Consider the following 13,751-nt stretch of genomic DNA (forward strand, 5'->3'; position numbering starts at 1 on the left):
TCGCACGATGAAGCCCGTTGCATGGATCTGCGTGTCGCTCGGCCTGATCTTTACGCAGCACGTTGCCGCCGATAATGCGTCCACACCGATCCTGATCGGGAATGCGGACAATCAGATCACGCTGCAATCCGCGGCGTCTGTCCCGCAGGTGCTGCGCCTGACCGGCACCGACGGTGCAATCTGGCAAGGCATGGATGCCGAAACCTTTATCGCCAGCGCGACGGTTGATGGCGTGGCGGTTCCGCTGCACTGGCGATTCGACCCTGATGCCAGTCGTATCCGCAACGATTCCGCCAGCCTCGCCTATGGAGATCGGTCTACCGGCTTGCGGCTTTATTGGGAATGGCGCGCAGCAGCGCGGCATGGTCCGATCGAGCACGTGATCCGTATCGAAAACCCCGGCACGCACGAGGTCTGGATCCCGTTGCAGGACAGCTTTCGCTTTGCATGGAAGATCGCTGCGAACCAGCCGCTGGAGCAACTGTGGATCGACAAGGGCGCTGGCGAAGCGCCGCCCGTCGGGACACATCTCGTGCCGATCACCGAGGGTTATCACTGGCATGGCGCATCGAGTACGTACGCGCATCCGCCTGCGGGCGAGCCGCGCGAAATCATCCCGTACTTCCTGGTCCGCGATGCGAGCTCCACGAATCGTGGATGGTATGTCGGAGTGGAATTCAGCGGTCGCATCGCGATGGAGCTGAAACGGCACGGCGATGTGCTTGAAGGCGTGGCGGGCCTCAATCCCGAACCTGGCCCTTTTCGCACACGCCTGGCACCCGGTGAAACCTTCAGCACGCCGACCATGTTCGTCGGCACCAGCAATGGCGACGTGGACGATACCGGCAACACGCTGCGGCGCTGGGTGCGCGAGGTATTGAACGATCCCGCCACCTTACGCGATCGCGCCTATCCGACGGTGACCATCAACAGCTGGGGCAGCGCGATGGCGATTACCGACGTACAGGCCCGGCACATGATCGACGATGCAAGCAGCCTGGGTTTCGAGATGTTTCACCTCGATGCCGGCTGGTTTCGCGCGGTCGGCGACTGGTATCCGGATCCGCGGAAATTTCCGCACGGCGTTGCGGCGATTTCAGACTATGCACACAGCCGCGGCCTGAAGTTCGGCCTCTGGGTCGATTGGGCGCAGGCGGGCACGAGCACGCAGCATGGCGCACTCAGCGTCGCCGATCCACGTGTACGCGACTGGCTGACCACCGATCCGCCAGCGGGCTGGAAACCTGCGGAGTTCAAGGGCATCACCATCGACCTGGGAGTACCTGCTGCACAAGCCTGGGCGACGCACGAGGTCAATCGCATCGTGCGCGACTATCACGTCGATGTGCTTGAGCACGATGGTTACGTCGTCGCCCAGGGCTGCGCGCGCAGCGATCATCCGCACGCGCCAACCGATCCCACCAGGACCCGGCGCTACAGCGACGATGATTTCCTCTGGGTCGACGGTTCCAATTCGACCGATGTCAGCCTGCACGCCACGCGTGCGTACTACGAGATTCAGACGAGTCTGCGATTTGCGCACCCGGGCCTGATGCTCGAAATCTGCAATGACGGCGGCCGCATGGTCGACTTCGGTAGCGCCGCGCACGGCGATTACTTTTCCATGGTGGATTCCTACGACCCGCTATCCAACCGGCAGGCTTTCTACGATGCCAGCCATGTATTGCCCCCGGCGATGCTCGAGGCCTATGTGAAGGCATGGCCGACGCCGCACATCGAGAATTTCCGCTACATGCTGCGTAGCGGGATGATGGGCTGGCTTACGGTGATGATCGACAGCAACAGCTGGAGTCCGCAGCAGCATGCCGCCGCGGCCAGGGAGATCGCGTTCTACAAGTCGACCCTGCGCCCGCTGATCCGCGACGCCGACCTGTATCACGTGGGACCGCGGCCGGACGGCAAGGGCTGGGATGGACTGGAATATTTCGATGCCAGCCACGACCGGGGCGTGCTCTACGCATTCCATGGCAGCGCGGCCACACCGGGCGAATTCCGCTTCAACTTGCGCGGCTTGCACAGCGACCGCAGGTATCGGCTGCATTTCAGGGATCACTCCTCACCCGACCGCGAAGCCGACGGGCGCGAGTTGATGCAGTCCGGCGTTGCCGTGGCCCTGCCGATGGCGGATTCGTCCGAACTGGTGACGATCGAGGCGTTGCGATGATCATCGGGCATCGCCTAGCGCTGGTCCTGGCGTGCGCCTGCGCCGCGTATGTGCCGCGGCAAGCCGTCGCGACACAGGTCGAAACGAGCGCCTCTGCGGTGCAGCAGCGCCAGTCCGGCAAGCTGGTGGTTCAGCCCGCGGTGATCGTCGCAGCGGCGGCCGTGTACCAGAGTCCGAACCCGGCCTTGCAGGCGATGGTGCGGTCGGCCCTGCTCAACACCGGCACCCAGATTGTGGCGGCGGATGACGGCACCGCCTACGTGAGGACCGGCGATATCCCCGCCGAATGGCTGCGCGACTCCAGCGTCCAGGTCGAGGCAACCTATCTGGACTACGCCCACGATCCGCAGATCCGTGCGCTGTTCAAGGCCGTGATCCAGCGTCAGGCCAAATATCTGATCGTCGATCCGTATGCGAACGCGTTCAAGCAGGACTACACGGTGTGGGAACGCAAGTTCGAACTCGACTCGCTGTGCTATCCGATCCTGCTTGCATGGAAGTACTACCGGGTGACCGGCGATGCATCGGTGTTCACTCCCGAGGTCAAAAAGGCCTTTCTGCGCGTGCTCGACGTCATGAAGATCGAGCAGCATCACCGACATCGAAGCGGCTACCGCTTCAAGTCCGATACCGAGGAGGCGGGCGTCAATCCGGTGGCCTATACCGGCATGATCTGGACCGGCTTTCGTCCCTCGGACGATCCCTGCATCTACAACTACATGATCCCCGACGAAATGATGGCGGTACAGGCCTTGTCGGCGCTGAAGGATATTGCCGCGGTCTATCACGATCCGGCGATGGCGACCCGCGCCGAGAAGCTGCGCCAGCAAGTGCATGCGGGCATCCAGAAATACGGCATCGTGCAGGGCCCTGACGGCAAGCCGATTTATGCCTATGAGGTCGACGGGCTCGATCACGCGAACCTGATGGACGATGCAAACATCCCGAACCTGCTGGCCGCGCCGTATTTCGGCTATGTCCGTATCGACGATCCGATCTACCAGAACACGCGGCATTTCGTACTTTCGCCCGCCAACCCGTTTTACTACTCGGGCCCGCTGGCCGCGGGACTCGGCAGCCCGCACACGCCGCCGGGCATGATCTGGCCACTGGGGCTTCTCGCCGAAGGATTCACCACGAATGACCCAACCGAGCAACAACGCGTGCTGACCATGCTGCTGGCCAGCGATCCGGGAGACCACCGGTTGCACGAATCCTTCGATCCTCACGATCCCACGAAATTCACCCGTGCGGATTTCGGCTGGCCCAATGCGTTCTTCACCGAATACATCGCGAAGCTGCATGGAGCCGCAGCGCATCCGATACCGAGTACCGCAGGCCTGCACTTTGACGTGGGGCCTGCACGCTGACCGCGCAGGCAAATCTTGCGGGCCACGCGGACTCGCGCGCAGTATGGGAATCATCGGGCAAGACAGGAAATCGACGGATGGCGGGCAATTCCAGCTTCACCTTCAGGGGACCGCACAGCAGTAGTCAGACGGGTTTCGCGGTGACCTCCGGCGTGTCGGCCAGCCATTCGACGGTGCTGCCTCCCGTGGCGCCGGCACTGCGCTCGTTCGATCTCTTCCCGACCCGCATCTGGCAGGCGCAGATGCCCGCGCCGACAGCGCAGCTGCAGGAATGGGTAGCTGCCGTGCTGGCGCTGCGCGCTGCCAGCCCCCGACCGGCAGGGCGTACCAACCGCCAGGGCTGGAACAGCGAGGATATGGCGGTACTGGAGCAAGCCGTGTTTGCGCCGCTACGGCAAGCGATACTTTCGGGTTGCACCAGCGCGCTGGGCGAAATGGGCGTGCGCGATATCCCGTTCCAGCTCCAATCATGGATCAACATGCATGACCGCGGTGGCTTCAACTTTCTGCATGTGCACGAGGGTTGTTTGCTGTCGGGATGCTTCTACCTGAAAGTGCCTGCGGGTTCCGGCAAGCTGGTGTTTCGCGATCCGCGACCCGGGGTCATTCATGGCTACGTGAAAGGCGCGGTACCGAACGGCTACAGCGACATCCAGCTGACACCCGATGCCGGCTTGCTGGTGCTGTTCCCAAGCTGGATGGAACACTTCGTGGAACCCCACGACAGCGATGAGCCGCGCATCTCGATCTCCTTCAATGCTGTGACGGCGTAGACCGGATACGCCGATCCACTTGGATGCACCAAGCTATTGGCGATCGGGCACCACATCGAAGGCCACCGTAAGACGCGTCTGGTCACCTGAAAAAGGCACGGTACCGTGCCAGAAATAAGACGGAAACAGCACCAGCATGCCGGTCTCGGGACGTATCACATGCTCTGCCGGCAAGCTCGGCGCTGTAGCGATGCTGGGTTCGCCGAACGTGAGTACACCGTCCTGGCTACGCTTATCAACCATGCTGTCAGGCAATTCGATATAGCAGGCCGAGGAAATCCATCCGCGCGGATGCACGTGGTTGGTGTGAAAGCCGGAGTTGCGCAGCCGTACTGACCAGCTGCCATTGAAGCGCCAGCCCCCCTTATTGCGTCGACGCAGCGGATCGCTGCCGTGACCGATCTGCTCCAGATAGTGCCGGATGGGCGCCTCGAAAGCCTCGAACAAGGCCTGGATCACCGGATCCGTACTGCGCGTCAGTTCTTCGGTGGTCTCGGTGCCATGGCGCAAGGATTGAAACAGCAGCGGATGGGTGTGGGCGCGGTGCAGACGATCGAGACTGTTTTTCACGTCGGCGAAAAAACTGCTCAGATCCGACCATGCCGATGGCACTTCGAGTTGCTGCGGCACGACCAATCGCTGGTAATCGCAAAGCTCGTGGTAACGCGCATCGCCCAGCAAACGCCAGGCCGTTGTCTGCAATGCGATGAGGTACTGGTCATCAGGAGTGCTGGCCAGTAACGCATCACAATGAGGTAACGCGCCGGCAGCGTCGCCGATACCGAGCTGAGCGGCGAGCAGGAGTTTGCGTGCCCCCATGTCGCTCGGCGTGGCACGCAAGGCGCGCTCGGCCAGGCCCAACGCGGCTGCGGGATCGAATTCCAGTGCCGCCAGGCCAGCCCGCACCAGCAACGCCGGCGAAGCACCCGAACGTGAAGCCTGCACAGCGAGACAGGCGTATGCGCTGCGCGCATCCCCGGCACCCTGCAGGATGGCCGCCTTCGCTGCCCACAGGGCATCGTCATTGCCAAACGTCTGCAAGGCCTGATCCATCGAGGCGGTAGCCTGAACGCTGTCGCCGGTACGCATCCATACGAGCCGCGCAAGATGGTTGTGCGCGTCCAGCATGCGTGGATCGAGCCGCAGGCAGGCACGCAACGCGGTCTCGGCCTCATCGAAATCGCCGAGCGCAGTCAAGCTGCGGGCATGGGTGTAATGCAGCATCGCGTTCGGTTGTCCCTGTGCCAGTGCCTGGCGGGCGACGCGCTCCGCTTCGGCAGGCTGGTTCGCTGCATCCAGGGCCATCGCCAAGGCATGAGCAGCGAGAGGATGCCCCGGCGCGGCCGCCAGCGCCTGGCGGAACGTGGCCACGGCTTCGCCCTGACGCCCGAGCGTGGCCAGACCGGCTACATGCTGCGCAACCAACTCCGCATCTGCATGACCGCTCGCGCAAAAGCGGGAAGTCACCTCAACCGCCAGGGCCGGGCGCTGCGTGTCGTTGTAGTAACGAGCAAGCACCAATGCCGCGCGTGGATACGGCGGCGATCCCGCACAGGCTCGCTGCAGCAAGGGCTCGGCTTCGCCGGCCCGACCGCTGTTCAGTAGAAGCTCGCCGAGGGTTGCCAGCGTGGGAGTCCAACCAGGATCGAGCGCAAGCGCTTCACGCAAGGTCGCTTCCGCACCGGCGGCGTCCCCAAGCGCCTGCTTGGTACCGGCGAGCAGTCGTCGTGCTTCGGCGAACTGGGGGTTCTGGCTTACCACCGCTTCGAGTTGCTCATGCGCAACCCGGAAATCCCCCGCCTGCAACAGCAGGCTGATGCGCCGCAGGGATTCAATGACAGCGGACGAAATCATGGGTATCCATCGGCAAACTGGCTTGATTGATTCATCGTCAAAACGACTCGTTCGAGATCGACATTTGCCTGCAGGTTTCCCGCTCATTGAGGGTTGATGCGCGGAATGCGCCACTGCCGAAAAGGCGATAATGAAGTACCAATTTAGCGCGCCAGGTTGCCAAACGAAATGGCCCGGATCGTCGAGGGAAACGATCCGGGCCACCCAGTACTGCAAGCGAGGCAGGTAAAGAGACCTAGAAACTATATTTTGCCTGCAAATTCACTTCACGCCCTTCGATGGAGCGGGCCATGATGACGCCGCCGATACCGGTATTGACACCAAAGATCCGCGAGTTGCCTTCGGTAAGGCCAATCTGATTGGTCAGATTGGTTCCGCGCAGAGTGAACTGCCAGCTACGCTGATAATTGGCGACGATGCCGGCGTCCAGGGTGTAGTACGTACCCAACGGCTGCAGTCCGGATTGATCTTCATAACGCTGACCAATATGGGTATAGGTAACGTATGGGGTAATGTCTCCCCAACTCGTCACGATCCGGTAGCTCGGCGTAAACATGTAACGCACTTTGGGTTGCCGCTGCAGAGGCTCACCGTCAAGGCCGACACATTCCACACCGCCATTGATATCGGTGTATTGCGCACAGCCGTTGTAATTCGTGTAATGGCCATCCATATAATCGCCAACCAACGCAAATTTCAGGTTTTCAATCGGCGACCAGGTGGCATTAAGATTCAGACCCTTGGTCGATGATCCGTAATTTGAGATCCCGCCGATCGGAACGCCAGCCCCATTGGTTTCCTGGTACTGCAGCCCGGTGAACTTCCTGAAGTAAACGCTGGCATCAACGTAAAGAACCGGCGACTGGTATTTGAAACCAGATTCCAGGTTACGGATTTTCTCCATGGGCGAGAAATTGCCGTTGGTCCCACGAATACCATTGTCGAAATCGTCGAAATGACCGCCGGTGTTGGCGCGCCCGTAGAGACTCATGTTGTCGGCCAGCTCGTAGTTCGCACCGACCGTGAACGACGGATGGGTCTTGTTGTAGTCAAGATGCGTAAACGTGCCGTTGCAGACCGAGACCTTGTTGTCATACAGGGTGTACGGGTTGCCATCCAGATCGACGGTCATGAAATTGCAGGTGTTCTGGACCGCATGAATGTTTTCCAACCGCGCGGAAGCATCCAGCAGCCAAGGACCGGTTTTCCAGGAGTCCGAAAGGTAGAACGCATTGTTGGTCGCCACGCCATTTTCGGAAATATCGAAATTGTCGTTGAAGTCGGTGAAGCCCTGCGGGTTGGTGACGTAGTAGGTATGCCCATTCTGGACATAGCTCACCGTGATCGGCTTGGCGTTGTTCGTGTTGGTCATCAGCATCTGATTGCCGAGCGACCAGTTGTCGTTGTCGGTCGAACGCGCGAAGTAGTATCCGATGGTCAGGGTATTACCGTCGAACAGTTCCTTGCTCAGCCGGAAATCGTTGTTGAAGGTATGCAGCTCCTTCTGGATGTACCACCAGCCCTGGTGGATGACGCTTTGATTGAGCGGTACCGCCCCGCCGCCGACATAATTGGCCTGGACGTTGGTGCCGGCCGGCAGACCCAGGTTGTCGCTATCCACCGCTTTGCCGCCATTGCAGAAACCGGCAGGCTGCGCAATGTTGCAGCCGTAGAGGTAGTAACTCAGCGGCTTCGGGTTGGGACCTGAAAACAGGGCATTCGTATTGAGCTGGCCGCCGCCCACGACAAAGTGATCGTCCACCGTCCAGCCGTTGCCAAAATCGGCGCTGTAGGTGCCACCGAAGTAATTGAGCTTGCCGCCGCGGCCGTTGGCAAGATTCGCGTTCAACATGTTGCCGTAAGGCCCTGGCACCTGGACGTGCTGAATCGCATCGCTGTAGTAGGTGCCGGTCAGCGCATTGATGCCAGGAAAGCTGGTGTAGCTCGAACCACTGCCCTGGATCAACGCCGTCGGGGTGATGTACTGGTTCTTGTCGTCGAGCGCGCGCGCCCAGAACATGAGCGTACCGTTGTCCAGGTCGTGGGTCAGGGTCGCAGTCAACTGACCGCCATCGTCGGCGGTGTATTGCGGATCGCGTACGCCATCGGACTTGCGGTAGAAGCCGCCGATGCTGCCGTACCAGTTTTCCGCGATGGGGAAGCCGTAAAAGCCATCCACGCGATACAAGCCTTCGTTGCCGTAAGTCACACCGATGTCACCCGACGGCACCTCCGTACCCTGACGCAGGATGAAGTTCGCCGTGGCACCCATCTGGCCAGGACCGAAGATGGCACCGGGGCCACCCTGCACGATCTCGACGCGCTGGATCGTGTCATCGAGACGGAACAGCGAGCTGCTGTCCATGAAAGACAGCGATGGCAAACCATACAGCGGGGTGCCGTTGACCATCATGGTGAAAAACGGAGCATCGCCGCCACCCGGGAAGCCGGCGATTTCGATGTTGGCGCCGGTCTGGCCGCCGCTGGATTCCGGCCAGATTCCCGGCGAGATCTTCAGCAGGTCGGCGGTGCTCTTCGGATTGGCGTCCGTGATCTGCTGAAGATCGGCGGTGACGACGTTGTAGCTCGCGTCAATTTTCTTGACGCCGCCCGCATTGGCGGTCACGACGACCGTCTGCAGGGACTTGGTGTCTTTGAGTCCAGTAGTGGGCTGTTTCTTTGCGGCAGGCGCCGTATTGGTCTGGGTATCGGCCTGCGCCGTCGGCGCAGATGCATCCTGACCGGCTGCCCAGACCATCTGCGGGAGCGCCGCCGTGATCGCGGTCACAAGTGCCAGTCTGACTAGTTCGGGGTGATTCATGGTACTCCCTCCTCAAGGTGGTGTTCGAACACCGGTTTTCATCTCAAAGTTGTTTTCGTTCTGATTTATCGATTGATGACACCGCGATAGCGCTGATCTCAGCCCGGCTCGACAAAGTGCTCCAGCCTGAATGACGCCAGATCGGGCAGTACTGCATCCGCCTCCCCCAATATCCGTACATCGCCGATGCCCAGGGCAGCCATGCCCGCAGACTTGATTGCCGCTATGCCAGCTTGCGCATCTTCGATACCGAGACAGTCGGCAGCGTTGACACCCAGCGCCGCGGCGGCGCGCTGGAAAATTTCCGGATCGGGCTTCGCACGCGCAATCGTCGAGGCGTCGACGATGTGATCGAAGAATTCACCGATACCCATGCGCTCGACGAGCTCGCCCGCGCTGCGGCTGGCCGACGCCAGGGCGATCTTCAAACCGGCCGTGCGCGCGGCCTTCAGCGTTGCCAGCGCGCCCGGGAGAAGATCTCGGGCCGAAAAGGTCTCGATGGCCTTGCGGTAATACGTGTTCTTTCGATCGGCAAGTTGCTGCTTTTGCTCGCGCGTGTATCCGGCAGCGGCTTCACCGAGCACGATTTCAAGCGAGGCGGCGCGATCGACGCCCTTGAGCTGCTCGCCGATACCCTCGTTCCACGGCAGACCGATCTCCTGCGTCAGCCGTTTCCAGGCGGCATGATGCAGATGTGCGGTATCGGCGAGTACGCCGTCAAGATCGAAGATCAACGCCTGGAATGCGCGCGGAAACACCACCGCGGGAGGTTGCGGCGCATCGACGAGTGGCTGTCGCCTGTCCAGCGCCTGCAACTGCGTGACGCCTTCCGTCAGCGGCAGTAGTTTGCCGGCATGCAGAATGCTCAACGGTGCGCCCCTGGTCAGGGTGTAACGGACCGTTTGCGCGTCCACGGCAACGGTGATGTTTCGGCTCTTCCAGACCACGCCGTAGCGGTAGCCACGCCATCCCGGTGGCAGGATCGGATCGAACCCGATGCAGCCAGCCGTGATGCGAAGGCCGCCGAATCCCCACGCAAGGGCCAGCCAGCTTCCTGCCATGGCGGCCATGTGTGCACCATGGCTGGTGTTCGCGTGCAGATCGTCGAGATCGACACGCAAGGCTTCCATGAAATAGTCACGCGCCTTTTCGGCGTAACCGATTTCAGCGGCGAGTACCGCGAAGGTGGACGCCGACAGCGTCGAATCGTGAACCGTGATCGCCTCGTAATAGTCGAAGCTGCGCCGCTTGGTGGCACGATCGACGTTGCCGCCCGCGAGTACCAGCGCCAGCACCGCATCCGCCTGCTTGCACACCTGGTGCCGATATAGCGTCAGTGGATGATGGTGCATCAGCAGGGGATATTTTTCCGGCGGAGTGCCGGCGAAATCCCATCGCGGCTTGTCCAGAAAGGTGTCGTCCTGCGCGACGATGCCCAGACGCTCGTCATGCGGCAGATACATTGCATCGGCCGCGCGCGTCCAGTCGGCAATTTCATGTTCTGACAACTCGAGTTTCTCCTGGAGCGCGGCAAAAGTCGCCGGCGAGCTCTCGGCCAGCTCGCGCACCACGTCGACCGCATAGCGCAGATGCTCCTGCGCCATCCGGTTGGTGTAGTAGTTGTTGTCGACCAGCGCGGTGTATTCGTCCGGCCCGGTCACGTCGTTGATGCAGAACGCACCAGCACGGCGCTGATTGAAATGCCCGACCTGCAGCCAGATGCGTGCGGTCTCGATCAGCATTTCCGCACCGCCCTCGGCGAGGAAAGCCCGATCGTCACTCGCCTCAACATAGAGCTTGATCGCGAAAGCGATCGCGGCATTGATGTGATATTGCGCCGACCCGCTCGGGTAATGTGCCGAGCATTCGTCACCGCCGATCGTGCGCCATGGATACAGCGCGCCACGCACATGATTCATCTCGCGAGCGTGGGCGCGCGCGCGATCGAGCGTGTGCAGGCGAAAGAGCAGGCTCGGCTTTACCAGCGCCGGCGCGGTGAGCGCGAGCGCAGGCAGCACGAAGGTCTCCGAATCCCAGAACACATGGCCTTCGTAGCCCTCGCCAGTCAGGCCCTTCGCGGCGATGCCGCCATGTCCGTCGCGCGCCGCGGACTGAAAGATGTGAAACAGATTGAACTTCAGCGCCTGTTCGCTACGCCGGTCGTTGTCGATCGAAAGGCTGGCGCTTTCCCAGAACACGGCACAATCGCGCGCCTGCGCCTGCAGCAACGCGTCGAAACCGTCGTCGACGGCGCTGGCAAGCTCGCTCGCGGCACGCACATGCAGGGCGGCGGCGGAGATATCCTGTTGCGGCTGGCTCCACGCATACGCGACAAATTTCTCGATCACCACCGCATCGCCTGCAGCGAGATGCCCGGTATAGCTCTGCTGCACGCATCCAGCGTCCGCTGCGGCACTGGAGAAAGCGAGCCCGCTGACCCGATGGCGCTGCATGCAGACCACGCCAATCGCAATTTCACCGGTGTGTTGCGCAAGCCATGCCTCGTCTTCCGTGGCGAATGTATGCGATACGTGCAAGGCCAGACCGCTGCCGGCGCCAAAGCGTGGATCGTCACCCTGCGCCGCCGCCGCCCGATCGCCGGATATCGATGACTCAAAGGCCACCGGGCCGGCATAGTCGACCGAGCGCAGGCGCATGCGGATGCAGAGCAGACCCGGGTGCGCGATCGGCACCACGCGCTCTGTCTCGAGTTCGAACGTATGCCCTTGGGTGGTGCGCCAGCGCAGAAGGCGGGACAGCCTTCCTGCACGCAGATCGAGCTCTCGCTTGAACGCGAGTATTTCGCCTTGCGCCGGGTCGATGTTTAGATCACCCAGACGGATGCGTATAGCCGTCGCCTCGGCGACGGGCAGGCGCGTGTCCGTGTTACGTGCAAAACCGAAGTGGCGTTCGTGATGGTGAATGGGCGTGCGTTCCCATAAGCCAGCGAGAAAGCTCCCCTGGGTGGGGCTGGAGGATTCCTCAAAACCGCCGCGTATGCCGAGCACCCCATTGGCGAGCGCGAACAGGGTCTCGTCGCGCGCGGCGTGGGCAGGCTGCCAATGCGACTGGCTCAGCCGCCATGTATCGGCATCTGCCATTGGCCTATCGAACCCGTCGGGATGCGCCGCTTCCCCCGCGAAGTCGACACGTCGTGCAGCCTTCGGGCTCGTGTGTGGATGATCGCCGCTCATGGGAACCGGTGAACCCGGCCGTTAGCCGCCCGTGACAACGCCTTGGGTCGGCATGGCCATGCTTGATCTCGAATGATGGATTTCCCCAGTGACAAGCATCCCCTCCCAACTGGCACACGCATGGATCGCAGTGTTTCGACCCGCCCCCTGACAGATCTTGGCGCGAACCTAACAGCAAATGTTATCGGTATCAAGATACCGATAACATTTGCTGCGGATGCACATCCATTCCTCTCCGCAGGCAGCCGTCGTCGCCACGACATGCGCGCTGCCCGGCGCACGATCAGGCAGAAACAGTCGGGACAAATGTCGTGTCGCGATGACCCGCGAGCTCACCGAGCACACTTAAAGTACGAGGCGCTTTCGGGGCAGGATTGACACTAAGGCACAGCGACCAGACCGCAGTCGCTGCGGCAGCCCTGATCGATGAAGACGCGTTGTTACGGCCGTTTCGCCTGCGCGACAGAATGCCCAGCCCGCATCAGGACAACCTGCCGCCGAAGTCTAGGTCGCGCGGACGATCAGGCTCACGGGCAGGATCTCCGACTCGGTCGGCTCATCCCGAATCAACGCCAGCACCTTGCGCGCCAGCAGGATGCCGCCCTCCTGCCAGTCCTGCCGTACCGAACTGAGCGGCGGCAGAAAGCTGGCCCCCAGCGGCATGTCGTCGTAACCCACGACCGAGACATCGCCCGGCACGGAACGACCCATTTCCTGGATGCCGCGGATGGCACCCATCGCCAGCAAGTCACTGCAGGCGAAGATGGCATCGAAATCGACCCAGCGCGCATGCAGGGAGCGCACCGCATCGGTCCCGGAGTCCGGGGTGAACTCATCGCGCCGCATCAGCAGGGGCTTGATGCCATGCACCCCCAGCGCATCCACGAAACCATTCAGGCGGTCATAGATCTCGGGGTGACTGGGATTGCCGATGAATACCGGTCGCCGTCGGCCCAGGCCAAAGAAATGATCAGCCACCACCGCGCCGCCAAGTCGGTTGTCGCTACCGACCACCACATGCGAGTCGTCCTTCAGGCCAGCTCCCCACACGACCATCGGCACGCCCAGCTTGTCGAACCGGTGCACCGCATCCTGATGCACACCCTGACCGAGCAGGATCAGCCCGTCGGCTGCCTGCACGGCGGCGGCGTTGGCGCCTTGTCGCGTAGTCAGCAGCACGCTATAGCCTGCCGCCGTCAACTCCTGCGAAATGCCGCCGAGCAATCCCAAGGGGTAAGGATCGAACATCGTGCGATCCGAGGACGGCTTCATCTCGACGATCACCGCTACCGTGTGACTACGGCGCAGACGCAGGTTGCGGGCGCTGATATTGAGCTTGTAGCCGTGCTCCCGTGCCAGCTCGCGAATCCGCTCACGCGTTTCCGGATTGACCAGCGGACTGTCGCTCAAGGCCCTCGACACGGTGATCTTCGACAGGCCGGCCAGCTCGGCCAGGTCGGCCATGGTCGGTCCGGTCGAGTGCAATTTGTCTACCTGCTTCTTGCCAGTCCGACTCAATTCCCGACCCTCTTGTTGGCAACGTCAGATCGCAGA

Annotated in this window: 7 protein-coding genes; 3 read left to right on the forward strand and 4 right to left on the reverse strand. The window is 61.7% G+C overall.

The window, feature by feature from the left end; genetic code table 11:
* Positions 1-7: 7 nt before the first annotated feature.
* The 3 genes from GSQ75_RS03155 (at position 8) to GSQ75_RS03165 (ending at position 4,328) form a co-directional block, all read left to right on the forward strand.
* A complete protein-coding gene (locus GSQ75_RS03155) occupies positions 8-2,185 on the forward strand; it encodes an alpha-galactosidase (protein WP_158753057.1) in 2,178 nt (725 codons plus the stop codon).
* Entirely contained in the window at positions 2,182-3,555 is a 1,374-nt protein-coding gene (locus tag GSQ75_RS03160; protein ID WP_158753058.1) for a glycoside hydrolase family 125 protein, read from the forward strand. Before GSQ75_RS03155 ends, GSQ75_RS03160 begins: the two co-directional genes overlap by 4 nt.
* A 77-nt stretch (positions 3,556-3,632) precedes the next feature.
* On the forward strand, positions 3,633-4,328 hold the full coding sequence (locus GSQ75_RS03165; RefSeq protein ID WP_158753059.1) for a TIGR02466 family protein: 696 nt from the start codon (positions 3,633-3,635) through the stop codon (positions 4,326-4,328).
* Between the two features lie 33 nt (positions 4,329-4,361).
* Here the strand turns inward: GSQ75_RS03165 and GSQ75_RS03170 are convergent, their stop codons facing one another.
* The 4 genes from GSQ75_RS03170 to GSQ75_RS03185 form a co-directional block, all read right to left on the reverse strand.
* A complete protein-coding gene (locus GSQ75_RS03170) occupies positions 4,362-6,182 on the reverse strand; it encodes a tetratricopeptide repeat protein (protein WP_158753060.1) in 1,821 nt (606 codons plus the stop codon).
* A gap of 235 nt (positions 6,183-6,417) precedes the next feature.
* The gene (locus GSQ75_RS03175; RefSeq protein WP_158753061.1) at positions 6,418-9,003 is read right to left on the reverse strand and encodes a TonB-dependent receptor; all 2,586 of its coding nucleotides are present in this window, start codon (positions 9,001-9,003) and stop codon (positions 6,418-6,420) included.
* Positions 9,004-9,101: 98 nt separating this feature from the next.
* Entirely contained in the window at positions 9,102-12,104 is a 3,003-nt protein-coding gene (gene pgmB, locus GSQ75_RS03180; protein ID WP_158753062.1) for a beta-phosphoglucomutase, read from the reverse strand.
* Positions 12,105-12,701: 597 nt separating this feature from the next.
* Positions 12,702-13,661, reverse strand: a complete 960-nt coding sequence (locus GSQ75_RS03185; protein WP_158753063.1) for a LacI family DNA-binding transcriptional regulator — start codon at positions 13,659-13,661, stop codon at positions 12,702-12,704.
* Positions 13,662-13,751 lie beyond the last annotated feature (90 nt).

Source organism: Dyella sp. S184, from assembly GCF_009766065.1.
Taxonomy (GTDB): domain Bacteria; phylum Pseudomonadota; class Gammaproteobacteria; order Xanthomonadales; family Rhodanobacteraceae; genus Rhodanobacter.

What these genes read in the sequence shown, in the direction of transcription:
- GSQ75_RS03155 (WP_158753057.1), top strand. Translation starts at nt 8, where the DNA reads ATGAAGCCCGTTGCATGGATCTGCGTGTCGCTCGGCCTGATCTTTACG.
- GSQ75_RS03160 (WP_158753058.1), top strand. Translation starts at nt 2,182, where the DNA reads ATGATCATCGGGCATCGCCTAGCGCTGGTCCTGGCGTGCGCCTGCGCC.
- GSQ75_RS03165 (WP_158753059.1), top strand. Translation starts at nt 3,633, where the DNA reads ATGGCGGGCAATTCCAGCTTCACCTTCAGGGGACCGCACAGCAGTAGT.
- GSQ75_RS03170 (WP_158753060.1), bottom strand. Translation starts at nt 6,182, where the DNA reads ATGATTTCGTCCGCTGTCATTGAATCCCTGCGGCGCATCAGCCTGCTG.
- GSQ75_RS03175 (WP_158753061.1), bottom strand. Translation starts at nt 9,003, where the DNA reads ATGAATCACCCCGAACTAGTCAGACTGGCACTTGTGACCGCGATCACG.
- pgmB (WP_158753062.1), bottom strand. Translation starts at nt 12,104, where the DNA reads ATGGCAGATGCCGATACATGGCGGCTGAGCCAGTCGCATTGGCAGCCT.
- GSQ75_RS03185 (WP_158753063.1), bottom strand. Translation starts at nt 13,661, where the DNA reads ATGGCCGACCTGGCCGAGCTGGCCGGCCTGTCGAAGATCACCGTGTCG.